The organism is Sulfitobacter sp. M22, assembly GCF_021736025.1.
GTDB lineage: Bacteria > Pseudomonadota > Alphaproteobacteria > Rhodobacterales > Rhodobacteraceae > Sulfitobacter > Sulfitobacter litoralis.
The window spans coordinates 445,005-469,983 of sequence record NZ_WMEC01000001.1 but is presented as its reverse complement, the minus strand read 5'-3'; the positions used below and the strand labels follow the sequence as shown (position 1 = coordinate 469,983).

Sequence of the window (24,979 nt, the reverse complement as noted above, 5' to 3'; positions counted from 1 at the left end):
CCCGACCGTGTCCGCGCCCTTTCTGTACCGCGCCTGGGTTCTTGCCAGCCGCTGCCTGATCCCCTTTGCCGCCAGCGCAGAGGCGCGAAAATTGCACGGGCAAGATGTGCCCGCCGCCCGCGCGGGCGAGAAACGCGGTATTGCAACGCTGCCGCGCCAGACGGATGGAAAACTGGTCTGGGTCCACGCTGCCTCGGTCGGGGAAAGCCTGTCGGTGCTGGCGTTGATCACCCGCATGGGCATCATGCTGCCCGACGCGCAATTCCTGATCACATCGGGCACCGCGACCTCGGCCAAGCTGGTGGCGCAGCGTCTGCCGCCGCGCAGCGTGCACCAGTTCGCCCCGCTTGACGCGCCCGGCCCCCTTAAGCGCTTTTTGTCGCACTGGCGGCCCGATGCCGCGATTTTTGTCGAAAGCGAGATTTGGCCCCAGATGCTGCGCCGGACCCATGCGACAGGTGCGCCGATGGCTTTGGTTAATGCGCGGATGTCTGATAAGACCGTGGATTTCTGGGAGAAATGGCCCCGCACAGCCCGCTATCTGTTTGATGTCTTTACGCTGATCCTGACCCAGAATGACGCGATGGCACGCAATATGATACGCATGCACGCCCCTGCCGATCGCGTCTCGCGCGGGGTGAATCTAAAATCTATGGCGGGCCCTCTGCCGGTCGACGACAAGGCGCTTGCGCGGGTGACCGCGGCGCTTGACGGGCGGCCCGTATGGGTTGCCTCCTCGACCCACGAAGGCGAAGAACGCACCGTCCTTGCGACACACCGCAAGCTGTTGCGCGACCTGCCCGATCTATGTCTGATCCTTGCCCCCCGTCATCCTGAACGCGGCGACGCGATCGAGGCGCTGGCCCATGATGCTGGCTTGACCGTCCAACGGCGCAGCCGCGGCGACGCGCCGGGCGGGCAAGTCTATCTGGCGGATACGCTGGGTGAATTGGGTCTGTGGTACAGCCTGTCTGACGTGGTCTTTCTGGGTGGCTCTCTTTTGCCCATTGGCGGGCACAACCCGTTCGAGGTGGCGCAATCGGGCGCGGCTGTGCTGTCAGGCAACCATGTCGCGGCTTTTGCAGAGACCTATGCGCAGCTTGAAACCGAAGGGGCCGCGCGGATTGTGGCGGATGGCGAAGACCTGACCGCCCGCGTCCTGTCGCTCTTGACCAATCCCCAAGAGCGCGCGACGATGACCGCCGCCGCATCCCGTTTCATCGCCGCGCAGGACGACCAGCTGGATGCGATCGCCAGCGGTCTGATCACCACTCTCAAGTTGGATACCCCATGACCCACCCGCTTGCCCGCACCGATGTGATCGCCCCGAACTTCAAGCGCCGGCTGAGCGGCGTCACCGCCACTGTGATGCGGCTGGTGCCGGTGCAATCGCGTGACATATCGATCGTGGCGACCGGTCCTGTCGTCCCCGAGGACGTGCCACAGGTGCCTTTATTGTCGCTGATCACCATGTCGCGGCTGGGGCCATCGCCGTCGGGCTGGCGGGTCTGGCACGCGCGGCGCAACGTAGAGATGCTGGGCGGGCTGGCGCTGCGCTATCTGCTGGGCAAACGGCTTAAGCTGATGTTCACCTCGGCCAGCCAACGCGAGCAGACCGGCCTGACGCGCTGGCTGATCCGGCGGATGGATACCGTGGTTGCGACCTCGGACCGGACCAACGCCTATCTGGAAAACCCCGGCCATGTGATCATGCATGGCATCGACACCGAAGGTTTTGCCCCCTCACCCGACCGCGCCGCCTTACGCGCCGAGCTTAAGCTGCCAGTGAATGCGACGCTGGTGGGTTGCTATGGCCGTATCCGCGCGCAAAAGGGCACTGATGCCTTTGTCGAGGCGATGCTGCCGATCCTGCGGGACAATCCCGATGTCGTGGCCCTTGTGATGGGACGCGCGACCGAGAAATACGAAGCCTTCGAGAAAGGCCTGAAAGACCGCGCCCGCGCCGAGGGCCTGTCGGACCGGGTGCTCTTTCTGCCAGAAGTACCCGTAGGCGATATGGCCGATTTTTACCGTGTGCTGGATCTGTATGTCGCGCCGCAACGCTGGGAAGGGTTCGGACTGACCCCGATCGAAGCGATGGCCTGCGGTGTGCCCGTCGTCGCCACCCGTGTGGGCGCGTTTGAAAAGCTTGTGGTGCAAGGCACAACCGGCCTGCTGGTGGACCCAGACAATATCCCCGCGCTTGAGGCCGCGACACGCGATGCCCTGTCTGACCGGACGCGTCTGGCCGCGTGGGCAGAGGCCGGGCGCAGCTATGTCGTGTCGGATTTTTCGATTGCGCGCGAAGCCGCGGCATTGGTCAAGATTTACCGTAAACTGCTGGCGGCATAGGGCGCGGGTTTCCCCACGCCCCATGCGCATGAGCTTTAGCCGATTGGCATACGCTGTTCGGCGATACCTGCCCACCAGCTGCAGCCAGCAGGGATGATATCGTCGTTAAAGTTATACATCGGGTGGTGCACCATCGCGGTGTCGCCATTGCCGACCAGAATATAAGCACCCGGGCGCTCTTCGAGCATAAAGGCGAAATCCTCGCCGCCCATGACCAAGGGTGCTTCGTCACATTGCCCTGAGATACCGCGTGCAACATCCGCCGCGAATTCGGTTTGCGCGTCGTGGTTCACCATCACCGGATAGTTGCGCACGTATTTGACCCGTGCCGTCGCGCCAAAGGTGGTGGCGATGCCTTCGCAAATCTCTGTCACGCGTTTTTCTGCAAGATCGCGCAGGTCGTTTGACAAAGTACGCACGGTGCCCAGCAGGTTCACCCGCTGCGGGATGACGTTGAACGCCTTGGAGGAGGATTCAATCGAGGTGATGGACACCACGATATTGCCCACAGGGTCCGCATTTCGGCTGACGATGGTTTGCAGCGCGGTGATGATATGCGCGGTCACAACACCTGTATCAATGGTTTCATGCGGCTTGGCAGCGTGGCCGCCCAGACCTTCGACCTCGATCTCGAGCAGATCGGTGGCCGCAAAGAACGGGCCAGGGCGAATGCCGAACTGACCTGCGGGAATACCGGGCCAGTTGTGCATGCCATAGACCTCTTGGATGCCCCAGCGGTCCATCATGCCATCTTCGCACATCTCGCGCCCGCCGCCGCCCCCTTCTTCGGCGGGCTGAAAGATCACCACGACCGTCCCGTCAAAGTTCCGCGTTTCGGCCAGATACTGCGCCGCGCCCAAAAGCATCGCCGTGTGGCCGTCGTGGCCGCAGGCGTGCATCGCGTTGGGCGTCTTGGAGGCATAGTCCAACCCGGTTTGCTCGTGGATCGGCAGCGCGTCCATATCTGCGCGCAGCCCGATGACCTTGCCCGACGCGGTGGAGTTGCCCTTGATCACGCCGACAACGCCGGTACGCCCGATGCCTTCGACGACTTCGTCACAGCCAAAGGACCGCAGCTTTTCAGCGACGGTGGCAGAGGTGCGATGCGTCTCAAACAAGATTTCGGGGTGTTCATGCAGGTCACGTCGCCATGCGGTGATGTCGGTGTGCAATTCGGCAAATCGGTTCTTAACGGGCATTTTCGAAGTCCTTGAGGGTCTGGGGGATAAAGGCAAGCCGGCGGCTAGGCTGGCAATCTTGTTTCAATCATTTCCGCGTACCAGCTACAACCTGCGGGGATCGCGTCATCGTTGAAATTATACATAGGGTGGTGAACGGTCGGCCCGTCGCCATTGCCGAGCATGATATAAGCACCGGGGCGCTGGTTCAGCATATACGAGAAATCCTCCCCCGCCATGATCGGGGGCGTGTCACGGTCCACACCGGGCGCGATGTTTTCGGCCACGTCAGCGGCATAGCTGGTGTTGGTCTCTGCGTTCACGGTGATGGGGTAGCCGCGCGCGTAGGTGATGTCGGCGGTACACTGATAGGCCGCGCAGGTGTGGGACACGACTGACTGCAAGCGGTCCTGCACCAGATCGCGGATGCCTGCATCAAGGGTGCGAACGGTACCGCGCAACCGCACCGTCTGCGGCAGGACATTATAGCTGTCGGTGTCGGATCGCATGGTGCAGACCGACACCACCGCGTTCTTGATCGGGTCGACATTGCGCGCGGCAATGGATTGCAGTGCCACGACGACATGGGCCGCAGCAAGGTTGGTATCAATCGCTTCATGGGGTGCAGCGGCATGACCACCCTGCCCGGTGATGGTAATATCGAATTCGTCCGCCGCCGCCAGCAACGCCCCGCTGCGGATCGCGAATGTACCGATGGGATGATCCGGCATATTGTGCATGCCGTAGACTTCGTCGATCGACCACCGCTCCATCAGGCTTTCCTCGACCATGACATTGCCGCCCCCGCCGCCCTCTTCGGCAGGTTGAAAGATCAGCACCGCGCGCCCATCGAAATTGCGTGTTTCCGCCAGGTATTGCGCCGCACCAAGCAGCATTGCGGTATGTCCGTCGTGGCCGCAGGCGTGCATCTTGCCCGGCGTTTTTGACGCATATTCAAGCCCAGTTGCCTCTGTGATCGGCAGCGCGTCCATATCCGCCCGCAACCCGATGCTGCGCCCCGAGGTATTGGTCCTTCCCTCGATTACCGCGACGATACCGGTTTGTGCCACGCCTGTCGTGATATCGGTGATGCCAAAACTGCGCAGCTTTCCTTCGACAAAGGCTGCAGTCTGCGGCAGATCGAACAACAGTTCGGGAATGGTGTGCAGGTAACGCCGCCATGCGGTGATCTCGGCGTGGGTTTCGGCAAAGCGGTTCTTGATCGGCATCGGCGCGCGTTCCTTTATGTGTGACTAGACGTTCGGGCCCAAAATCATCGGGCTGCCATCGGTGAACCGCGCAAGGCGGAACCGGCTAAGATCATGGCCGACACCCTCTCCGGTTGCCAGACGAGCCAAAACGCGGCCCATACCCGGCCCAATGCCGAAGCCGTGGCCTGACATGCCGGTGCCAATCGTCAGCCCCGGTAGGGCTGCCACAGTATCTACGACAGGGACAATATCGGGCATGGTGTCGATCATACCTGCCCATGCGGATTTCAGCTTTATTGGACCAAATTCCGGAAACATTGCCGAAAAATCACGCAGCAGGCGGCGGATCTTGCCCATATTGGGGGCGGGATCCAGGATGCGCATCGCCTCGAACGGGGATGGGGCGTCCGGCTGCCAGCGCCGTTTGGTTCCCCATGCATCGGGGAAGCCTTTGGGTGCAAACGGATGGAGCCGTTGGCCAAAGGGATCGGCAAGCAATTGCGTCATAAAGTGAGGCAACGCGCGGAACGCATCCGGCCCGACGAACAGCTCGGGCGCGCCGGGTGGGGCAAGCGTATAGCCGCCATCCTCGCGGCGACGGAATGCGACCCGCCCGTCTGATACCGCACCGGCATAGACGTCGGGCAAGGGCTCTGTCGCTGCCACATTTTCGCGCACCGACAGCTGCGGCATCGAAATACCGTGGTTGCGTAGAAACAGCGCCGACCAGGCACCGCCCGCCAGAACCACCTGCGAGGATTTGATACGGCCCTGTTCGCTGATCACCCCTGCAATACGCCCCGCAGCGATGTCGAGTGCACGTACAGCACAATTTTCGATGATCTGCACGCCCTCTCGGGCGGCGATACCGGCCAGTGCGGGCACGGCGACCCAAGGTTCCGCGCGCATGTCCGACGGCGTTATTAATCCGCCGATCTGCGGTGTGGCGAGGGTGGGAAAGAGCTGCGAAACCTCGGTCGCCGTCAACATCTTGCTATCCGCGCCATTGGCCCGTGCATGGGGCAGCCAGTCTTCGTAGCCGGCCAGCTTCGCCGGTTTCTGCGCCAGATAAGCAATGCCGCCTTGCCGCAGACCGATATCGACGTCTGTTTGCCCTGCCAGATCACGCCAGATCGCCTGCGCCTCGGCCATGATCGGCATCTCGTCGGGATCCCGCCCCTGTTGCCGGATCCAGCCCCAGTTGCGGCTGGATTGTTCGGCAGCGATGCGGCCTTTTTCCAGCAAGGTCACCGAATGCCCGTCACGCGCAAGAAAGAGAGCGGTGCAGACCCCGATGATCCCGCCGCCAATCACAATGATATCCGAGGCCGCAGGGGGCGGGCCGGGATAGGTGATGGGGGTGGTGGCATTAATCGGGAAAGGCTGCATGGTCAGGCTTTATACTGCGTGGGCGTCGCGGGCGAAGCAAGCCTGGGTCGGGGGCCAGCCCCCGGCGCCGCAGGGCGGCCCCTCCCCCGGGATTTGGTACCATTTGGAAGAAGGGGGCCGCTGCGCTGGGTCATTTCAACCGTTCAAGCAGGTCGCGCATGAATTGATGGCCAGCCTCGAATTGGGTGACTTCGATGTATTCGTTGGGCTGGTGCGCCTGCGCAATGTCGCCGGGTCCGCAGACCACAGCGCTGTAGCCTGCTTCCTGAAACTGCCCTGCCTCGGTGCCGTAGCTGACTTTGTGGCTGGCGTTGTCGCCGGTGATCTGGCGCACGAACGTTTCGGCCAGCCCGTCTTTCTCGGGCTGGAGTGCTGGCACGTCAAAACGGGGCGTGATCTCGATATAGGTTTCGGGGACGACCTCTTGCATCTGCTGTTCGACTTCGCGCACTTTTTCAAGATAGGCGGTGCCCCAGGCGTCTTTGTCCTCGCCCGGCACGACGCGGAAATCCATGGCAAAGTGACAATCCTTGGCGGTGATATTATGGGCCGTCCCGCCAGAGATCACGCCCACATGTGCGGTGGTGAAAGGCGGGTTGAACATTGCGGCAAGGTCGCTGGGTTTGCGCGCCATATTTTCGGTGTTCACCTCATTGGCCCATTCGATCAGCTTGGCCCCTGCCATGATCGCGTTGACGCCGGTGTGCAGCAGCGACGAATGTACCTCGAAGCCAACGACATGGGTGTTGAAGCCCGTGCCGCCCTTGTGCCCTGTCACCGCCTGCATCGTGGAGGGTTCGCCCACGATCACTAACGCGCCCTTGGGCAGCACCGGCTGCATTGCTTCGATCATTGGAGGCGCACCGGTGCAGCCAATTTCCTCGTCAAAGCTCAGCGCGATTTGCAGTGGGCGTTGCACGCCAGCATGATGTGCCTCTACCAAGGCCCAGATTGCCAAGGCGTCGAACCCCTTCATATCGCAGCAGCCACGGCCATAATACCGCCCGTCCCGTTCGACCACGGTAAATGGATCACTGTCCCAGGGTTGGCCGTCGACAGGCACCACATCTGTATGACCAGAGAGGACCACCGCGCCTTCTTCCCACGGGCCGGCATGCGCAAAAAGCGCGTGCTTGGGCTGATCGGGGTGAATATAGCGGTGTGACGCGATGCCGTGGCTTTCGAGATATTCCGCCACCCAGTCGATCAGCGGGATATTTGTGTCTCGTGAGACGGTGGGAAAGCTGACAAGTTTTTGCATCAGCTCAAACGGGGTCATGCGCGCAGTCATCAATTGAGGTCCTTTAGTATCCGCTATCGGTGATCAGCACCTGATGGCCCGCGGATACGGTTTTGTAAACAGAGGGTTCCGCGACATAGCTTGTCGGATGGATCGGCGACGGGATCGGTTTAAAGTTCAGTTCGCTTTCCTTTTTACGGCGGCGCGGATCAGCGATGGGAACGGCCTTCATCAAGGCTTGGGTATAAGGGTGCTGCGGATTTTCGAACACCTGCGCCCGGGGGCCCATTTCCACGATCCGGCCCAGATACATGACGCCGACATAGTGGCTGACCCGTTCGACCACCGCCATGTCGTGGCTGATGAAAAGGAAGGACAGTCCCAATTCCTGCTGCAGCTCAAGCATCAAATTGACCACCTGCGCCTGCACCGACACATCCAACGCCGACACGGCCTCGTCCGCCACAATCAGTTTGGGGTTCAGGGCCAAAGCACGTGCGATCGCGACCCGCTGGCGTTGCCCGCCCGACAATTCATGGGGGAAACGCCGCATAAAGCTGCGCGGTAGTTCCACGCGGTCAAACAGCATCTCGATGCGTTTGGTCAACTCGGCCCCCTTGAGCGTGCCATAGTTATGGATTGGTTCGGCCACTTGATCCGACAGCTGCATTTGCGGATTGAGCGAGGCAAACGGGTCCTGAAAGATCATCTGCATGTCCAGCCGCGCCTTGTGCAGGCCACGCGAATCCAGTGCCATGATGTCTTTGCCGTCAAGGTTGACCTCCCCCGACTGGGGTTCGACCAGCCGCAGAATAGACCGCCCTGCCGTAGATTTACCGCAGCCGGATTCGCCCACAAGGCTAAGCGTCTGGCCCTTGTTGATGGTGAACGACAGGTCTTCGACCGCGTGGACATTGGCAACCGTGCGGCGCAGAAAGCCGCCCTGCACCGGAAAGCGCGTGGTCAGGTTATTGACGGTCAGCAGCGTTTCCTCGGTCCCTTTAATGGGCACGATTTCCTTGTCTTGCGTGCCGAGCAGCTTCATCGGTTCGGGGTAGGCCTTGCCGCGCATCTCGCCCAGCTTCGGCACAGCGGCCAGCAGCGCTTTGGTATAGGGGTGCTGCGGGTTCTCGAAGATTTCCTCGACCGAGCCCTCTTCGACCTTGTTGCCGCGGAACATGACGACGACGCGGTCAGCCATCTGGGCCACAACCGCCATATCATGGGTGATGAACATCACCGCGGTGCCGGTCTCGCGTTTCAGCCGGTCTATCAGCGCAAGGATTTCGGCCTGAATGGTTACATCAAGTGCGGTCGTGGGTTCATCCGCGATCAGCAATCGTGGCGAACAGGCAAGCGCCATGGCGATCACAACCCGCTGGCGCATCCCGCCTGACAGCTCATGCGGGTATTGCTTCATCCGGCGAGCGGGTTCGGGAATGCGTACTTGGGTCAACAGCTCGAGCGCACGCGCCTCGGCTTGCGACTTGGACATGTTTTTGTGCAGGCGCAGCCCTTCGGTCAGCTGGCGGCCCACGGTAAAGACCGGGTTCAGCGCGGTCATCGGTTCCTGAAAGATCATACCGATCTCGTTGCCGCGAATTTCGCGCATCACATCCTGATCTGTGCGCGCCAAATCGACAGCGGGATCGTTCTGTCGCTCAAATAATAGGCGTCCGCCCGCAATTTTTCCGCCCCCGAACTCGACCAGACGCATCAGCGACAGCGAGGACACCGATTTACCCGAGCCGGATTCGCCCACGACGCAGACAGTTTCACCCGCATTGATGTCAAAGCTGACGTTCTCCACCCCCAAGACGGGTCCGTCCTGGGTTTGGAATTCCACCCTAAGTTCTTGAATTTGCGCGATTGGTGTCGGCTTTGCCTCGTCTAGCATGGTATTTTCCAGCGCTTCTCGTTTAATCAATCAGACGACGCTAAGGCCAATCATCCATCGGTGTCAAATCCGTCAGCGCGACCGCTAACATCCACAGCTTTGGAGGCTTGCTTTTTTTTTCAAACCTGTTTCGATGCTTCAACGTAATTGGCGTGGCCGGAAAAACGGGCATTGTAGCGGGCAGTTTTGCCAGCCCCGATGCCCCACCTCCCCTGTGTCGATCCAGCGTGACGGTTTTGGCAGTGCCAGAAAGACGGACCATAAAAAAGGCACCAAAAAAAATCACCGGTGTTCAACAAGGAGTAAGCTATGAACATGAAAACCCTGTTACTGGGGGCTGCGGCTTCCGTAGCGATAGCCCCCGCCGCGTTTGGCGCCGCCCATGAGGGCGAGCGTGGACGTGACGGCGAGGTAAAAGTGATCTACTGGCAAGCGCCCTCGATCATGACCCCCTATCTGTCGGGCGGCACAAAAGACCTCGAGGCCGCGAGCCTCGTGCTCGAACCACTGGGCCGCTATGACGAAACCGGCGCACTGGTGCCCTATCTGGCTGCCGAAATTCCCACCGTTGAGAACGGCGGTGTGTCCGAAGATCTGAAATCCGTAACGTGGAAGCTGCAAGAAGGCCTGCTTTGGTCCGATGGTACGCCGGTGACGTCGGCAGACCTGAAGTTCACCGCTGAATACTGTATGCACCCCGAAGGCGGTTGCGCGCAGGCGTCAAAATTCGATGGTGTCGAAAGCATCGATATCGTGGATGATCTGACGGTGACCGTCCATTTTTCTGACGCCAAGCCAAACCCCTATGGCCCTTTCATGGGTGCGCAATCCCCGATTATTCAGGCCGCGCAGTTCAAGGATTGTCTGGGGGCTAAAGCTCCGGAATGTACCGAAGCCAACTTTAACCCCATTGGCACCGGCCCATTCCGCGTCACGGACTTCCGTCCCAATGACGTGATCCAGATGGAAGCCAACCCCAACTACCGCGATCCGAACAAACCTGCGTTTGCGACACTGACCCTCAAGGGTGGTGGTGATGCGAATGCGGCGGGCCGTGCCGTAATGGAAACTGGCGAATACGACTATGCCTGGAACATGCAGCTGGCCCCCGACGTGCTAGCGAAGATGGCCGAAGGCGGTAAAGGTCAGGCGATCTCTGCATTCGGTACCTTGGTCGAACGGATCGAAATGAACATGACCGATCCGTCGCCAGAGCTGCCAGAAGGTGAACGTGCGACGCTTGCGCATCCGCACCCGATCCTGTCGGACTTCAAGGTCCGCAAGGCGCTTTCCATGGCGATCGACCGTCCTTTGCTGGTCGAAGTGGGCTACGGCCAAGCCGGCCGTGCAACCTGTAACCTTGTACCCGCCCCCGAGCTTTACGCATCCGACAACACTGAATGTCTGACGCAGGATCTTGAAGGTGCCAAAGCCTTGCTGGAAGAAGCCGGCTGGACCGACAGCGATGGCGATGGCATCCGTGACAAAGACGGTGAGAAACTGGCCCTGCTGTACCAGACCTCGACCAACGCTGTGCGTCAGGATTTCCAGGCGCTGATCAAAGACTGGTGGAACCAGATCGGTGTCGAAGTCGAGCTGCGCAACCTTGATTCTTCGGTCTTCTTCGGTGGTGACCCAGGTTCGCCTGACACCTTCCAGAAGTTCTATGCCGACGTTGAAATGTACGCGAACAACTTTGACGGCACCGACCCGCAGGCCTACTTGTCTGCCTACCGTTGCGGCAACGAACCCAAGCCATCCAGCCAATGGCAGGGTGAAAACATCAACCGTTTCTGCAGCGAAGAATATGACGCGCTGCTGGACGAACTGTCGCGTACGGGCGAGTTGGACAAGCGTGGCGAGATCGCCAAGCAGCTGAACAACATCATCACGCGTGACACCATGACCATCGTTCCGCTGGTCGACCGTGGTCGGGTTTCCGCTGCGTCCGACACATTGGGCGGCGTGATCCTGAACACTTGGGATTCCGAACTTTGGAATGCCGCCGACTGGTACCGCGTGAAAGAATAATCACGCCCCAGGTCAGAGGAGCACGCGCCCTGCGTGCTCCTCGTGACTTGATGCCTTTATGAATGTGTGCGAAATCGCGCCTCCCTCCGATTTTGACACGCTTTCCCTCCTCCTAGACCGACTTGCAAAGGCGCTGTGCATGCTGACCTTCACCATTCGTCGACTACTTTTGTCGATACCAACGCTTTTGTTTATCAGCCTGGTAATCTTCCTGCTGTTGCAACTGGCCCCCGGCGATCCGATGGCCCAGGTGCCGCTGACAGTCCCACCAGAGGTAAAACAGAAAATGCGCGAGGCGCTTGGCCTCGGGCAGCCGATCTATGTGCAATACTATAAATGGCTGATCCAGTTTTTCTGGGTTGAACCGCAGGTCTTCATCGACTGGGCCACCCGCGACAGCTTCCTGCTGGGCTGGCTGCCGGACACCAGCCTGTCGACCTTCATTGACCCCGACACCGGCGCTGTGCGCCCCGTACAGCGTGCGATCAGCTGGCAAACCCGCAGCCCGATCATGGATATCGTGATCCAGCGGATGCCGCAGACGCTTTGGGTGGTTGGGCTTAGCTATATCGTGGGCATCCTGATCGCGATCCCGATTGGCATCTATTCGGCCTACCGCCACTATTCGCTGTTCGATCAGGCGGGCACCTTTGTCACCATGATCGGCTTTTCGATCCCCCCCTTCTTCACCGGCCCGCTGCTGATCGTGATTTTCTCGGTCTCGCTGGGGTGGTTGCCGTCGATCTATGACACGACCCATGTCGTGACCGACTGGGAGAGTTTCAAAATCCAGTTCATGCAGATGGTCATGCCCGTGATGGTGCTGGCGCTGCAAACCACCGCGCAGATCAGCCGCTATATGCGCGGCGCGATGCTGGACAACCTGAACCAGGACTATGTGCGCACCGCCCGCGCCAAGGGGCTGCGCGAAAAATCGGTCGTTCTGGTCCATGTGCTGCGCAACTCGATGATCCCTGTGGTCACGGTGATTGCCCTTGGCATGCCCGCGATCTTTGGCGGCGCTATCATTACCGAGAATGTGTTCAAGGTGAATGGTATCGGGCAGCTGCTGCTGACCGCGCTTTTTGCCAACGACCTGCCGATGGTGATGACGCTGACCTTTATCTTCGCCATCCTCATCGTTCTGTTCAACCTGATTGCCGATGTTCTATACGGCCTGCTTGACCCAAGGATCCGCTATGACTGAGCAAGCCACCCCCGCAAGCCCGATCGAGGCCGACATCGAAGTCTATGGCGCGCTAGTCGATAAAGAGCCGCAAAAGCCGCCGCGCAGCCAGTGGATCGACGTCTGGCAGCAGTTTCGCAAACACAAGGGTGCTGTCTTTGGCGGAGGCTTCTTGCTGTTCATCACGCTCGCCGTGCTATTTGGCCCCTTCCTTTGGGACGTGGACCCCAAAGCGCTTGATATCCGCAACAAGAACTGGCGCCCGATCTATCAACTGCTGTTTGACAGCGAAGCAAAGGCCGGTTGGGCGCACCCCTTTGGGACAGATCAGTTGGGCCGTGATATCATGGCGCAGATGATCGCCGGCGGGCGCGTGTCAATGGCCGTGGGTTGGCTCGCGATGGGACTGGCACTGGTGATCGGGTCGGCCATCGGCGTCATCTCGGGCTACTTCAAACGGCTCGATTTCTGGCTGATGCGGTTCACTGACCTGGTGTTGTCGCTGCCGATCCTGCCTTTGACGCTGCTGGCGGTGACCCTGTTCCGGCAACCGCTGAATGCGCGGTTCGGCCCCGAAGGCGGGATGTTCATCCTGATCGTCGGCATCATCGGGCTGACGTCGTGGATGCAGACCGCGCGGATCGTGCGCGGCGACATTTTGGCGCTGAAAGAGCGTGAATTCATCCTCGCCGCGCGGTCCATCGGGACGCGGTCGGGCAAGATCATCCGCAAGCACCTGCTGCCCAACGTCATCTCTCCGATCATGGTCTCGGCCACGCTGGGACTGGCGACCGCGATCATCACCGAAAGCGCACTGAGCTTTCTTGGCGTCGGCTTCCCATCGGACTATCCGACATGGGGCAAGCTCTTGTCCGATGCCGTGTCACGGATGCAGGAATTCCCCGAGCGGGTGATCCTGCCGGGGGTCGCGATCTCGCTGACCGTGCTGAGCGTGAACTACCTTGGCGACGGTCTGCGTGACGCGCTGGACCCGCGGTTGCGCGGACGGTGATCCTCTGCCGGTCATAGCGCTTGGGGCTACGGCCAGGATTGAGTATTTATAAAAAGGGTGAAGGGAGGCTGCGGCCTCCCTTGGTCGTTGAGGCGCAAAAGACTTGAACTCGGGCGGTTTCCGCGTCAGTGAACTGGCGTGCTGTCGTCAGGGGAACGCAAAGATGTTTGAGCAATTCGGTTTTGAAAACACCACGCCACAGCAGGCGGCTGTCTGGTTCGCACTGGCCTTGGGCGTGATCTTTGGCGTTCTGGGGCAGATCACCAAGTTCTGTTTTCGCCGGTCGCTGATCGGCGAAGACCGGCGCGAGGCTAAAGGGGTCTGGCTGACGGCACTGGCCTTTGCTGTCTTGGGCACGCAAGCCGCTGTGGCGCTGGGCTGGATCAGCTTTGCCGATCATCGTTTTCTGGTGCCTGACCTCCCCTATCTGGCGATTGGGTTTGGCGGGCTGCTGTTTGGTGCGGGCATGGTGCTGACACGGGGCTGTATTTCGCGGCTGACCATTCTGGCGGGGTCTGGCAATTTACGGGCGGCCATGGTCGTTGTGGTGTTCGCAGTCGTGGCCCATGCGACATTGAAAGGTGTGTTGGCCCCGATGCGCGTGGCGCTTGGCAGCGTCACACTTGGGCTTGGTGAGTATATCAGCCTCGCCGCTCTGCCCGGTGGCGTGGCCCTTTGGGGTGGCTTGATCGTCGTAGCCGCATTGGCCGTGGCGCTGCGGTCGGGGAACCGTCCGGCCCATCTGATGATGGCAGCGCTGATTGGCTTGTTGGTCCCGTTGGCGTGGATCGGTACCGGCTTTATTCTGTTCGATGAATTCGATCCCATCGCGATGGAGAGCCTGTCGTTCACGTCGCCCTCTGCCGATACGTTGTTCTGGCTGGTGGCAAGCAGTTCAATCCCCGCAGGCTTTGGCGTCGGGTTGCTGGGCGGCGTATTTCTAGGAGCCTGTGCGGCCAGTCTGCTGTTTGGCGGCTTTGGCTGGCAGAGTTTCGAGACCCCCACCCAGACCGGCCGCTATCTGGCCGGTGCCGCGCTGATGGGTGTCGGCGGTGTGCTTGCAGGGGGCTGTACGCTGGGTGCCGGACTATCCGGCGTGCCTACGCTGTCGCTGGCTGCCATATTGGCGATCGTGATGATCGGCATCGGCGTGTTGGCCATGCATGCCCTATTGCGCGCAACCCCTGCAGGCAGCTGACGCTATTTGATCTTGTGGCGCAAACGGCGCAGAAGACCCCAAACGAGGATCACCACGACAGGCACGGCAAGGGCCGTCAGCGTGCCCTTGCTGATCCCGCTGCGTTCGGCCAACGGGTAGAGCATATAGCCCACCAGTGACACCGCATAGTAGCTGATGGCGACGACCGAGAGCCCTTCGACCGTGTGCTGTAGACGCAACTGCAGGTCCGAGCGTTTATCCATGCTGGCCAGTATCGCCTGGTTCTGCGCCGACCTTTCCACATCCACCCGTGTGCGCAGCAGTTCAGCGGCGCGGCTGGCACGGGCGGACATTTTGTTCAGGCGTGTTTCGGACGATTTCACCGTGCGCATCGCAGGCTCGTAGCGGCGCATCATGAATTCATCAAAACCCTGTCGCGCCATAAAGCGGGTTTCGCGCAGCGCTCCGATCCGCTGCGCAACAATTGCCTGATAGGCCTCTGTTGCGCCAAGCCGATAAGAAGCATCCGCCGAAAGCGCTTCTAGCCCGACCGAGATATCCAGCAAGCGATGCAACGTGTCTTCGGCCATAGCAGAGGTCCCTGCCATGCCCGCCATCAGATCAATCAGCTCTGCGTCGAGCCGGTCAAGCTGGGCGGCAAACTCACGCACCTTTGCAAAACCGAGCATCGACATGGATTTATAGGTCTCGATCTCGCACAACCGTTGCACGATGCGCCCCAGACGGCGGCTGCCGGTGCCTTCCGAAGCGAAGACCGCCATGCGCATGTGGCCCGCCGGATCGATGCGGAAATCACTGGCGATGACTGCGGCATCTTCCAGCACAGACGCCACTGCCAAGCTTTCCGGGACGAACCAATCTTGCAGCGCCTCCGCGATCTGCGCGTCCTCGGCAGGACGCGGCACCAGCCGCAGCAGGATCGACGTAATGCGTTCTGCCTTCAGGCCAGCGCGCCAATCCTCGGGAAAGACATCAAACTCTGCCGGATCAAAAGGGCGTTGACCGATCTGGTCAAGAAACACGGTATAGGTCACAAATTCGGTATGCTGTTCCCATTTCAGGGTATATTTGCCCATCGGCCCGAAATAATGGGTCGCGTCCTCCGCCGGGAGGGGCGCACCGTAGTGGGTCAGCAAAGCACGTAACTGCTGCAGATCAACCGACCGGTCGCGCGTTACAGCGTCCCCTATCGGGCGCACCGCAAGATAGGCCGCCATATGGGGTGTTATAAGCGAGGGAAACGGGCGTGCGTGAAGCTCGCTATTCAGGGTATAGCGCAGGGGGTGATCGTCGAGAGCAGGCACGATGAGGGCTTTCTGCAGGGGTATGATCGGGGCAACCTAGCGCGGTTACCACCGTTCGCCTAGGGATATTTGACATAGCTTTCATGGGCTTATCCGTATACCGCAGGATACCGCCCGCAGTAGCATCGCTTTTTCAGAAACGGTTGAGCGGGATTTTCAGATAAGCGTGGCCGTCTTCTTCTGCGTCCGGCAAGCGCCCTGCCCTCAGGTTCAGCTGCAAGACGTGTAACATCCGGTCCGGTAAGGACAGTGTCTTGTCCCGTGCCTCTCGCAAATCGACAAAGCGGTCGAGTGACACACCGCTACCGATATGCGCATTATGTCTGCGCTGTTCAGCCACGGTCGATTCCCACGTGGGCTGCGGGCGATAGTCGGTCCCGTAGTCATGGCCAACGAACAGTCGAGTCGCATCGGGCAGTGCAAGAATTTCTTGTAGCGACTGATAGAGCTCAGCCGCCGTGCCACCGGGAAAATCGGCGCGGGCGGTGCCGACATCGGGCTGCATAAAGCTATCGTGTACAAAGGCGGCATCCGACCCCACCACATAAGAAATCGACCCCAGCGTATGCCCCGGAGACAACATCACGCGGACCGGCAGATCGCCGATGGTAAAGGTATCACCGTCGTCAAACAGATGGTCAAAATCGGAGGCGGGATCGAAGGCGTCTGGCATGTGGTAGTAGTCGCGCCAGAGCTCGGCAATCTCGGTTATTTTGGACCCAATGGCATTGGGTTTGTTCAACCGGCGTTTCAGCTCATGGGATGCCATCAGGTGATCGGCATGGGGATGTGTATCGAGAATCCATTCGATCTGGTATCCTGCCGCGTCGGCATGACGCAGGATCGTATCAACATTCTGCGTATCAGTGGCGGCGCTTTGCGGGCTGAAGCCCAGAACCACGTCAATCACCGCTGCTTTGGATGTGGCGGGATCAGCGACCAGATACTGGATACTGCCGCTATCGTCATCGTAAAAGCCGGTGACTTCGGGGGAACCGGGGCCGGTTGACGGGCTGGTGCGCGAAAACTTCATATTAAAATCCTCCTATATGACAATTCAACACTCGCAAGGCGCTTGGGTTCCATAGACCGTCCTGAATACAAAAAAGGGCGGCGCATCGCTGCACCGCCCATTGGTTTGTCGCCTGTCGCGTGATCAGTCGATCAACGGCAGCAGCTTGTCGAGGCTCGCCTTGGCGTCGCCATAAAGCATCCGCGTGTTGTCCTTGAAGAACAGCGGGTTCTCGATACCGGAATAGCCTGTCCCCTGCCCGCGCTTGGACACGATGACGTTCTTTGCCTTCCAGCATTCCAGAACCGGCATACCGGCGATGGGGCTGTTGGGGTCGTCCTGTGCGGCAGGGTTCACGATGTCATTGGACCCGATCACGATCGCCACGTCGGTCGACGGGAAATCATCGTTGATCTCGTCCATTTCCATCACGATGTCATAAGGCACTTTGGCCTCGGCCAGCAGCACGTTCATGTGACCCGGCAGACGCCCCGCAACGGGGTGAATGGCGAAACGCACGTTCTTGCCTTTTGCCCGCAGCTTTTTGACCAGCTCGCTCACGGCTTGCTGCGCCTGAGCCACCGCCATGCCGTAACCGGGGATGATGATGACGCTGTCGGCTTCGTTCAACATCGTTGCCACACCGTCAGTGTCGATAGCAACCTGCTCGCCCTCGACTTCCATCTGCGGACCAGAGGTACCGCCGAAGCCGCCGAGGATCACGCTGACGAACGACCGGTTCATCGCCTTACACATGATGTAGGACAGGATCGCACCCGACGAGCCGACCAGCGCACCGACAACGATCAAAAGATCGTTGCCAAGGCTGAAACCAATCGCTGCCGCCGCCCAGCCAGAGTAGCTGTTCAGCATCGAAACAACCACGGGCATATCCGCGCCGCCGATGCCCATGATCAGGTGGTAGCCGATGAACAGCGCCGCCAGTGTCATGATGAACAGCGGCAGGAAACCACCTGTGTTGAAGTACCAGACCAGACACAGCAGCGACAAACCCGCTGCAGATGCGTTCAGGATGTGACCGCCGGGGAGTTTTGTCGCCGACGTATCCACGCGCCCCGCCAACTTACCATAGGCGATGACTGATCCGGTAAAGGTGATGGCTCCGATGAACACACCAAGGAACAGTTCAACCCGCAAGATCGCGATCTCGACGCTGTCTTTCTTGGCAAGCAGGGCTGCAAACCCTTCGGTCGCTTTGCGGGCAGTGTCATCCATCGCCAGCACGTTGCCCAGTTCGATATGCGCATTATAGCCGACGAAAACCGCCGCCAGACCCACAAGGCTGTGCATTGCAGCAACCAATTCGGGCATCTGCGTCATCTGTACTTTTGTCGCCAGTTGATAGCCGATGGCACCGCCACCCGCGATCAGGATCAGCGACAGCAGCCAGAACCCGGCCCCCGGCCCGATCAATGTCGCAACCACGGCCAAGGCCATGCCCACGATCCCGTACCATACGGCACGCTTTGCGCTTTCCTGCCCCGACAGCCCGCCAAGGCTGAGGATGAAGAGGATGGCGGCGACTACGTAAGCCGCTGTTGTAAAACCAAAATCCATTTACCTGAACCCTTTACGATTTTTGGAACATGGCAAGCATGCGCCGTGTCACGAGGAACCCACCAAAGATGTTGATCCCGCACATAAACACCGACAGCGCGGCCAGAATAATCACCAAGAACGATCCGGACCCGATCTGCATGACCGCCCCCAGAATGATGATTGACGAAATCGCGTTGGTCACGGCCATCAGCGGGGTGTGCAGGCTATGTGCGACGCCCCAGATCACCTGGAAGCCGATAAACACGGACAGCACGAATACGATAAAGTGCTGCATAAAGCTGGCCGGCGCGACCAGACCAACCGCCAGCAATAGCACGCCACCGATGGCCAGCAGGCCAACCTGATTGCGGGTTTGCGTCTTGAACGCAGCCACTTCGTTTGCGCGTTTCTCTTCCGGCGTCAGTTCCTTTGGCTTGTCCTTTTTCGGAGCCGCCGCAATTGCTGCCACTTTCGGCGGTGGCGGCGGGAAGGTGACTTCCTTGTCGTGGGTGATGGTCGCCCCACGGATCACGTCGTCTTCCATGTTGTGGTTAATCACACCGTCTTTTTCCGGCGTCAGATCGGTCATCAGGTGACGGATGTTGGTCGCGTAAAGCGTCGAGGCCTGCGTTGCCATCCGGCTGGGGAAATCGGTGTAGCCGATGATGGTTACACCATTCTCGGTCACGATTTTCTCGTCCATCTTGGTCAGCTTGCAGTTGCCGCCCTTTTCCGCCGCCAGATCGATGATGACTGACCCGGGCTTCATTGCGGCGACCATATCTTCGGTCCACAGCTCTGGCGCTTCGCGGTTAGGGATCAACGCCGTGGTGATGACGATATCAACTTCGGGGGCCAGTTCGCGGAACTTGGCCAGCTGCGCTTCGCGGAATTCCGGCGAAGAAACAGAAGCGTAGCCACCAGAGGCAGAGCCGTCCTGCTGCTCTTCTTCGAAATCGAGGTACACAAATTCGGCACCCATCGATTCGACCTGCTCGGCGACTTCGGGGCGTACGTCAAAGGCCAGCGTGATCGCGCCCAACGACGTTGATGTCCCGATCGCTGCCAGACCGGCAACACCTGCACCGACAACCAGAACCTTGGCCGGAGGCACTTTGCCCGCGGCTGTGATCTGACCGGTAAAGAAGCGGCCAAAGTTGTTGCCCGCCTCGATCACCGCACGGTAGCCCGCGATGTTCGCCATCGACGACAGTGCATCCATTTTCTGCGCGCGGCTGATCCGAGGAATCATCTCCATCGCGACAACAGTGGTGCCTTTTTCAGCCGCCTCTTTCATCTTGGCTTCGTCGGCCACAGGGCTAAAGAAGGAAATCAGCGTCTGGTCGGACCGCATCATCGCCATCTCGGCGGTACTGGGGACACGGACCTTGGCCACGACATCCGCCGTTTCCCAAAGCTCAGTCGCTGTGTCGATCACCTCTACCCCGGCTTCGACGTATTTATCGTTGGAAAAACCAGCCGCCTCGCCTGCGCCAGCTTCAATCAGACAAGTGTGACCAAGCTTTTGCAGCTGAAGTGCTGATTCCGGGGTCATCGCAACGCGATTTTCCCCTTCAAATGTTTCTTTTGGCGTCCCGATCTTCAATCCAGAGTCCCCCGTTGGTGCTTCTACGCCTCGCGTGGCGCAATAATATTACCCAGAGCGATAGCGCTTGGGTTCCTATAGTACAAGAGACGGACATAATTAGAACAGCGATTTGCACCATCAATAGCGCTAACAGCCGCATTTATGGGTTTGCGACGTTGCGTGAAAACGCGCGCGCCCTTGCACCTGTCCCTCGCTGCCGACAGCATGCCCGTCATCACGTTCCATTTCATAAGGGAGAGCAGAATGGACCTACAGGGAAAACACGCACTGATCACAGGCGGCGGCACCGGCATCGGTCTGGATATCGCACGGGATTTGGCGGCACGGGGCGCGCATGTAACGATCACCGGCCGTCGCCAAGAGGTGCTGGACGAGGTCGCAGGCGATAACATGACCGGTATGGCGATGGACGTACGCAGCGAGGAAGACGTGGTCGCCAAGATCGCCGCCGCTGTCAAAGCCCACGGTCCGATCCAGATTTGCATTCCCAACGCCGGTATTGCCGAGGGCAAGGCCGTGCATAAGACAGACATGGAATTCTGGCGCAACATGATGTCCACCAATTTGGATGGTGCCTTTCTTACGATCCGCGAATCGTTAAAGACGATGCGCGGCACCGACTGGGGCCGGGTCATTGCGATCTCTTCCATGGCCGGATTGCGCGGCCTGCCCGGCGCGGCGGCCTACTCTGCGTCGAAACACGGGATGATCGGGCTGATCAAATCACTGGCCGCGGACTATCTGGGGCAACCCTATACGTTCAACGCGATCTGCCCTGGCTACGTGGACACCCCGATCGTATCGCGCAACACCGCGTCAATCTCGGAACGTGCTGGCATTTCAGCAGAAAAAGCACGCGCGATCATGGTGAATTCAAACCCGCATAAACGTCTGATAGACGTGTCCGAGGTCACAGCCGCCGCCACCTGGCTGACCGGGCCGGGGTCACAAAGCATCAATGGCCAGTGCATTCAGGTCACCGGCGGCGACATGTAACTGCGATACTGGTCATAGTTTGTTAACCTTGGGGCGGCTAAGGTCGCCCCATGCAAAAGATCACAGCCCCCAATACACTGCCCCAAAATGCCGCAGCCTTTCGCAGCTGCCGGATAAGGCAAAGCTCCGGTTTGCAGCCTCAGAAACCTGCTGTGCAATCCAGCAATTTCACTTGGAAAAAGATCGACATATTGACGGCACGTTATCTTTCGCATCCCGTCAAATCATCGCGACGGCGCATCACGCTGTCGAGGTAACCTGTCAGGCTGACTTCAACATCCGCTGTTGCTTGCTGTCGGCCCATGCCCGCGCTGCCGCACCGAAGCGTTCAAACAAGGGGCGCGACACAGGGTCATTGCCCGCATCCCATTCGGGGTGCCACTGCACAGCAAGAGTGAACCCGGGGGCATCCTTGATATAAATCGCCTCTGGTGTGCCATCTTCGGCAAATCCATCGATCACCACACGCGGACCCGCCGCCTTGATCCCCTGCCCGTGCAGAGTATTCGTTCGCACCTTCGGGGCTCCCAACACCTCGTGAAACACGCCGCCTTGGGTAAAAGTCACATCGTGGCGCAGCTCGAACTTCTGCTCCATCGTGCCATCGGGCGGCATACGGTGGTTCATCCGTCCCGGCAATTCTCGAATCTCAGGATAGAGCGTCCCGCCCATGGCCACATTAACCTCTTGGAACCCACGGCACACGCCAAAGAACGGCTGCCCCCTCTCGACACAGGCGCGCACAAGCCCAAGGGCAATGGCGTCGCGGGCACGGTCAAAGGTGCCATGTGCCTCTGTCGCGGACTCACCGTATTCTTCGGGGTGCACATTGGGTCGCCCGCCGGTCAGCAAGAAGCCGTCGCAGCTTTCAAGCAACTCGTCGACCGACACCAAGGACGGATCGCTGGGAATGATCAACGGCAAACAGCCAGACACCTGCGCCACCGCGATGGTGTTCATCGTGCCGGCCGCGTGGATCGGGTATTGGTCATTCAACAGGCTGGTGTTTCCGACAATACCAACAACAGGACGCGCCATATTCAGCCTCAGATTTTGATTTCACTCAAAGCCTACCGCGTCCTCAATCCGACCTCAACACCCCAAAGCCCGCTGCTATTCCTCGCCAATCAGCCCCGCAGCGGCAATGCCGGCCAGCGCAGCCAACACATCATTGTCCGATGTATCCCCGGTCACGCCCAGCGCGCCGATCACAACGCCCGCCGCGTCGCGCAGCAGCAAACCGCCCGGTACAGGCACCACGGCCCCGCCATAGACACCATTCACCGCCGCCATGAAATAGGCTTGCTGCTCGGCCCGCGCCATCTGCGCCCGCCCGGCCATACCCAACATCACCGCGCCATAGGCTTTGCCGTGGGCGATGCCGAACCGGCCAGGGGCCGCGCCGTCTTCACGCTCGAAAGCCTGCACGTGGCCGCCTGCGTCCAGCACCACTGCCGACAAGGGCTTTAGACCCAGCTCGTGGCCCTTTTTAAACGTTTCGGCGATCATGATCCGCGCCTGCTCTAATGTGACTGTCATTCTATCCTCATCTTTGCTTCATTTTGCTAAGTAAACTCCGGGGAGCACGAGGGGCTTGGCCCCTCGCCTCTTCCGGTAAGACACGTTCAGCCTTGTGCGGCTTTCAGCTCCAACCGGCGGGCGTGCAGGACAGGTTCGGTATAGCCCGACGGCTGCACGCGCCCTTTCAGCACCAGATCGCAAGCGGCCTGAAAGGCAACTCCGTCAAAGCCGGGGGCCATGGGTTGGTACAGCGGATCGCCCACGTTCTGCCGGTCCACCACCCCAGCCATCTTTTTCAGCGCTGTGGTCACCTGATCCTCGGAAATCACGCCGTGATGCAGCCAATTCGCCAATGCCTGTGCCGAGATGCGGCAGGTCGCGCGGTCTTCCATGAGGCCGACGTCGTGGATGTCCGGCACTTTTGAACAGCCAACGCCCTGATCAATCCAACGCACGACGTAGCCCAGAATGCCCTGCGCGTTGTTCTCGACCTCCTGTGCGATATCGGCGTCAGACAGGTTGCGCCCCGCAAGTACGGGGATCGTCAGCAGGTCTTCCAGCGTCCCACGGGCACCGCCCCGTTTAATCTCGTTCTGACGCGCCAGCACATTGACGGTATGATAGTGCATTGCGTGCAACGTCGCAGCCGTGGGCGATGGCACCCAGGCACAGTTTGCGCCTGCTTTGGGATGGCCGATCTTGGCGTCCAGCATGGCTTCCATCAAATCAGGCATGGCCCACATCCCCTTGCCGATCTGCGCGCGCCCCTGCAGGCCGCAGGCCAGACCGATATCAACGTTACGATCCTCATAGGCGCTGATCCAGGGGGCGTTTTTCATCTCGCCCTTGGGCACCATCGGCCCTGCCTCCATGGAGGTGTGAATTTCGTCGCCCGTGCGGTCGAGGAAACCAGTATTGATAAAAGCAACGCGGGACTTGGCTGCGCGGATACACTCGGCAAGGTTGACCGATGTGCGGCGCTCTTCATCCATGATGCCCAGCTTGACGGTATTGGCCGGCAGCCCCAGCGCGGTCTCTACCCGGGTAAATATCTCATCCGCAAAGGCGACTTCCTCGGGCCCGTGCATCTTGGGTTTAACCACATAGACCGAGCCCGCGACCGAGTTGCGCATACCGTCAGTCTTTTGCAGATCGTGCATCGCGAGCACTGTTGTGACCATCGCGTCCATCAGCCCTTCGCCAATCTCGCGCCCGTCGCGGTCCAGAATGGCGGGGTTCGTCATCAGGTGACCCACGTTGCGTACCAGCATCAACGACCGCCCCTTAAGCGTCAGCGTACTGCCGTCCGGGGCGGTGTAGTCGCGATCGCCGTTCATCTCGCGCGTCACCTGCTGGCCACCCTTTTCGAACGTCTCGGACAGGTCGCCCTTCATCAGGCCCAACCAGTTGCCATAGGCGACAACCTTGTCTTCGGCATCCACGGCGGCAACGCTATCTTCGCAATCCATGATCGTAGACATCGCGGATTCCAGCAGCACATCAGCCACGCCCGCCGGATCGGTTTTGCCGATGTTATGCGTAGCGTCGATCTGAATTTCGATGTGCAAGCCGTTGTTGCGCAGCAAGATTGCGTCAGGCGCAGCCGCATCCCCGCGGTAGCCGATAAACTGCGCCGCATCTTTCAACGCAGGTGTCAGTGCCCCGTCTCCGACGGCGTATCCGGTCACATCCGTATGGCTGCCAGAGGCAAGCGGGGCTGCTTCATCCAGAAACGCCTTGGCCTGCACCACAACCCGCGCGCCACGCTCTGCGTCATAGCCCTTGCCCTTCGGCAAATCCCCTAGCGCATCCGTGCCGTAATACGCGTCATATAGGCTGCCCCACCGCGCGTTGGCGGCGTTCAGGGCAAAGCGGGCGTTGGTAATAGGAACGACCAGCTGCGGTCCGGGGACCTGCGCGATTTCGGGATCGACACCTTGGGTATCAATCTCGAATGCGGGGCCTTCGGGCACGAGATACCCTATCTCACGCAGAAAGGCGTTATAGGCGTCGGCGTCATGGTTCTGGCCGGCGCGGTCTTTGTGCCAAACATCGATCTTGGCCTGCATCTCTTCACGCGTCTGCAACAAGGCGCGATTCTTTGGGCCCAGATCATGCACGAGATCGCTTAGCCCCGCCCAGAATGTGCCCGCATCAATGCCAGTGCCGAGCAGCGCCGAGCCTTCGATAAATTCCACCAGTTCGGCTGCAACCTGAAGGCCGTTCTTATCGCTACGCTGTGTCATCTCTTAGCTCCTGTTGCTCGCATGGGTATCGCTTTGACAACAGGCTTAGAAGGTA

General features: G+C 59.9%; 19 protein-coding genes. 7 read left to right on the top strand and 12 right to left on the bottom strand.

Features of this window, described 5'->3' with window-relative positions:
* Positions 1 to 7 precede the first annotated feature (7 nt).
* Positions 8 to 1,294, top strand: a complete 1,287-nt coding sequence (locus tag GLP52_RS02295; protein ID WP_237273347.1) for a 3-deoxy-D-manno-octulosonic acid transferase — start codon at positions 8 to 10, stop codon at positions 1,292 to 1,294.
* Complete coding sequence (locus tag GLP52_RS02290) at positions 1,291 to 2,352, top strand: glycosyltransferase family 4 protein (RefSeq protein WP_237271464.1); 1,062 nt, start codon at positions 1,291 to 1,293, stop codon at positions 2,350 to 2,352. The genes GLP52_RS02295 and GLP52_RS02290 overlap by 4 nt, the downstream gene beginning before the upstream one ends.
* 35 nt (positions 2,353 to 2,387) lie before the next feature.
* On the opposite strand, the gene GLP52_RS02285 is transcribed toward GLP52_RS02290, so the two are convergent.
* The 5 genes from GLP52_RS02285 to GLP52_RS02265 all read right to left on the bottom strand — a co-directional run bounded on the left by GLP52_RS02285 (position 2,388) and on the right by GLP52_RS02265 (position 9,267).
* On the bottom strand, positions 2,388 to 3,551 hold the full coding sequence (locus tag GLP52_RS02285) for a M20 aminoacylase family protein (RefSeq protein ID WP_093732640.1): 1,164 nt from the start codon (positions 3,549 to 3,551) through the stop codon (positions 2,388 to 2,390).
* Between the two features lie 44 nt (positions 3,552 to 3,595).
* Positions 3,596 to 4,759, bottom strand: a complete 1,164-nt coding sequence (locus GLP52_RS02280; RefSeq protein WP_237271463.1) for a M20 aminoacylase family protein — start codon at positions 4,757 to 4,759, stop codon at positions 3,596 to 3,598.
* Positions 4,760 to 4,783: 24 nt separating this feature from the next.
* Positions 4,784 to 6,130 carry an NAD(P)/FAD-dependent oxidoreductase gene (locus GLP52_RS02275; protein ID WP_237271462.1) on the bottom strand — a complete coding sequence of 449 codons (1,347 nt, stop codon included), beginning with the start codon at positions 6,128 to 6,130 and terminating at the stop codon, positions 4,784 to 4,786.
* 130 nt (positions 6,131 to 6,260) lie between these two features.
* Positions 6,261 to 7,421 (bottom strand): acetylornithine deacetylase, encoded by a 1,161-nt coding sequence (gene argE, locus GLP52_RS02270; RefSeq protein ID WP_237271461.1) that lies wholly within the window; start codon positions 7,419 to 7,421, stop codon positions 6,261 to 6,263.
* A 13-nt stretch (positions 7,422 to 7,434) separates the two neighbouring features.
* A complete protein-coding gene (locus GLP52_RS02265) occupies positions 7,435 to 9,267 on the bottom strand; it encodes an ABC transporter ATP-binding protein (protein WP_093732644.1) in 1,833 nt (610 codons plus the stop codon).
* Positions 9,268 to 9,576: 309 nt separating this feature from the next.
* Here GLP52_RS02265 and GLP52_RS02260 point away from each other — a divergent pair, with 309 nt between their 5' ends.
* From GLP52_RS02260 to GLP52_RS02245, 4 genes are all read left to right on the top strand, one after another.
* On the top strand, positions 9,577 to 11,298 hold the full coding sequence (locus GLP52_RS02260) for a peptide ABC transporter substrate-binding protein (protein ID WP_093732645.1): 1,722 nt from the start codon (positions 9,577 to 9,579) through the stop codon (positions 11,296 to 11,298).
* Positions 11,299 to 11,437: 139 nt separating this feature from the next.
* The gene (locus GLP52_RS02255; protein ID WP_093732646.1) at positions 11,438 to 12,505 is read left to right on the top strand and encodes an ABC transporter permease; all 1,068 of its coding nucleotides are present in this window, start codon (positions 11,438 to 11,440) and stop codon (positions 12,503 to 12,505) included.
* Positions 12,498 to 13,496, top strand: a complete 999-nt coding sequence (locus tag GLP52_RS02250) for an ABC transporter permease (protein WP_093732647.1) — start codon at positions 12,498 to 12,500, stop codon at positions 13,494 to 13,496. Before GLP52_RS02255 ends, GLP52_RS02250 begins: the two co-directional genes overlap by 8 nt.
* Positions 13,497 to 13,659: 163 nt before the next feature.
* Positions 13,660 to 14,694 carry a YeeE/YedE thiosulfate transporter family protein gene (locus GLP52_RS02245; protein WP_093732648.1) on the top strand — a complete coding sequence of 345 codons (1,035 nt, stop codon included), beginning with the start codon at positions 13,660 to 13,662 and terminating at the stop codon, positions 14,692 to 14,694.
* Between the two features lie 2 nt (positions 14,695 to 14,696).
* On the opposite strand, the gene GLP52_RS02240 is transcribed toward GLP52_RS02245, so the two are convergent.
* The 4 genes from GLP52_RS02240 to GLP52_RS02225 form a co-directional block, all read right to left on the bottom strand.
* Positions 14,697 to 15,980 carry a DUF3422 family protein gene (locus GLP52_RS02240; RefSeq protein WP_237271460.1) on the bottom strand — a complete coding sequence of 428 codons (1,284 nt, stop codon included), beginning with the start codon at positions 15,978 to 15,980 and terminating at the stop codon, positions 14,697 to 14,699.
* 133 nt (positions 15,981 to 16,113) lie between these two features.
* Complete coding sequence (locus tag GLP52_RS02235; protein WP_093732650.1) at positions 16,114 to 17,013, bottom strand: MBL fold metallo-hydrolase; 900 nt, start codon at positions 17,011 to 17,013, stop codon at positions 16,114 to 16,116.
* A 123-nt stretch (positions 17,014 to 17,136) separates the two neighbouring features.
* Positions 17,137 to 18,570, bottom strand: coding sequence for an NAD(P)(+) transhydrogenase (Re/Si-specific) subunit beta (locus tag GLP52_RS02230; protein WP_237271459.1), 1,434 nt, complete (start codon positions 18,568 to 18,570; stop codon positions 17,137 to 17,139).
* Between the two features lie 13 nt (positions 18,571 to 18,583).
* Positions 18,584 to 20,158 (bottom strand): Re/Si-specific NAD(P)(+) transhydrogenase subunit alpha, encoded by a 1,575-nt coding sequence (locus tag GLP52_RS02225; RefSeq protein ID WP_237271458.1) that lies wholly within the window; start codon positions 20,156 to 20,158, stop codon positions 18,584 to 18,586.
* 246 nt (positions 20,159 to 20,404) lie between these two features.
* Between GLP52_RS02225 and GLP52_RS02220 the strand changes: the two genes are divergently transcribed.
* Positions 20,405 to 21,157: an SDR family NAD(P)-dependent oxidoreductase gene (locus GLP52_RS02220; RefSeq protein WP_237271457.1), complete on the top strand. Its 753-nt coding sequence runs from the start codon at positions 20,405 to 20,407 to the stop codon at positions 21,155 to 21,157.
* Between the two features lie 261 nt (positions 21,158 to 21,418).
* Here the strand turns inward: GLP52_RS02220 and GLP52_RS02215 are convergent, their stop codons facing one another.
* The 3 genes from GLP52_RS02215 to GLP52_RS02205 all read right to left on the bottom strand — a co-directional run bounded on the left by GLP52_RS02215 (position 21,419) and on the right by GLP52_RS02205 (position 24,924).
* Positions 21,419 to 22,195, bottom strand: coding sequence for a gamma-glutamyl-gamma-aminobutyrate hydrolase family protein (locus GLP52_RS02215; protein ID WP_093732655.1), 777 nt, complete (start codon positions 22,193 to 22,195; stop codon positions 21,419 to 21,421).
* 75 nt (positions 22,196 to 22,270) lie between these two features.
* The gene (locus tag GLP52_RS02210; protein ID WP_237271456.1) at positions 22,271 to 22,696 is read right to left on the bottom strand and encodes a GlcG/HbpS family heme-binding protein; all 426 of its coding nucleotides are present in this window, start codon (positions 22,694 to 22,696) and stop codon (positions 22,271 to 22,273) included.
* 86 nt (positions 22,697 to 22,782) lie between these two features.
* Entirely contained in the window at positions 22,783 to 24,924 is a 2,142-nt protein-coding gene (locus GLP52_RS02205; RefSeq protein WP_237273346.1) for a malate synthase G, read from the bottom strand.
* Positions 24,925 to 24,979: the final 55 nt, after the last annotated feature.

What these genes read in the sequence shown, in the direction of transcription:
- GLP52_RS02205 (WP_237273346.1), bottom strand. Translation starts at nt 24,924, where the DNA reads ATGACACAGCGTAGCGATAAGAACGGCCTTCAGGTTGCAGCCGAACTG.
- GLP52_RS02245 (WP_093732648.1), top strand. Translation starts at nt 13,660, where the DNA reads ATGTTTGAGCAATTCGGTTTTGAAAACACCACGCCACAGCAGGCGGCT.
- GLP52_RS02275 (WP_237271462.1), bottom strand. Translation starts at nt 6,130, where the DNA reads ATGCAGCCTTTCCCGATTAATGCCACCACCCCCATCACCTATCCCGGC.
- argE (WP_237271461.1), bottom strand. Translation starts at nt 7,421, where the DNA reads ATGACTGCGCGCATGACCCCGTTTGAGCTGATGCAAAAACTTGTCAGC.
- GLP52_RS02210 (WP_237271456.1), bottom strand. Translation starts at nt 22,696, where the DNA reads ATGACAGTCACATTAGAGCAGGCGCGGATCATGATCGCCGAAACGTTT.
- GLP52_RS02250 (WP_093732647.1), top strand. Translation starts at nt 12,498, where the DNA reads ATGACTGAGCAAGCCACCCCCGCAAGCCCGATCGAGGCCGACATCGAA.
- GLP52_RS02230 (WP_237271459.1), bottom strand. Translation starts at nt 18,570, where the DNA reads ATGGATTTTGGTTTTACAACAGCGGCTTACGTAGTCGCCGCCATCCTC.
- GLP52_RS02220 (WP_237271457.1), top strand. Translation starts at nt 20,405, where the DNA reads ATGGACCTACAGGGAAAACACGCACTGATCACAGGCGGCGGCACCGGC.
- GLP52_RS02255 (WP_093732646.1), top strand. Translation starts at nt 11,438, where the DNA reads ATGCTGACCTTCACCATTCGTCGACTACTTTTGTCGATACCAACGCTT.
- GLP52_RS02285 (WP_093732640.1), bottom strand. Translation starts at nt 3,551, where the DNA reads ATGCCCGTTAAGAACCGATTTGCCGAATTGCACACCGACATCACCGCA.
- GLP52_RS02235 (WP_093732650.1), bottom strand. Translation starts at nt 17,013, where the DNA reads ATGAAGTTTTCGCGCACCAGCCCGTCAACCGGCCCCGGTTCCCCCGAA.
- GLP52_RS02215 (WP_093732655.1), bottom strand. Translation starts at nt 22,195, where the DNA reads ATGGCGCGTCCTGTTGTTGGTATTGTCGGAAACACCAGCCTGTTGAAT.
- GLP52_RS02290 (WP_237271464.1), top strand. Translation starts at nt 1,291, where the DNA reads ATGACCCACCCGCTTGCCCGCACCGATGTGATCGCCCCGAACTTCAAG.
- GLP52_RS02260 (WP_093732645.1), top strand. Translation starts at nt 9,577, where the DNA reads ATGAACATGAAAACCCTGTTACTGGGGGCTGCGGCTTCCGTAGCGATA.
- GLP52_RS02280 (WP_237271463.1), bottom strand. Translation starts at nt 4,759, where the DNA reads ATGCCGATCAAGAACCGCTTTGCCGAAACCCACGCCGAGATCACCGCA.
- GLP52_RS02265 (WP_093732644.1), bottom strand. Translation starts at nt 9,267, where the DNA reads ATGCTAGACGAGGCAAAGCCGACACCAATCGCGCAAATTCAAGAACTT.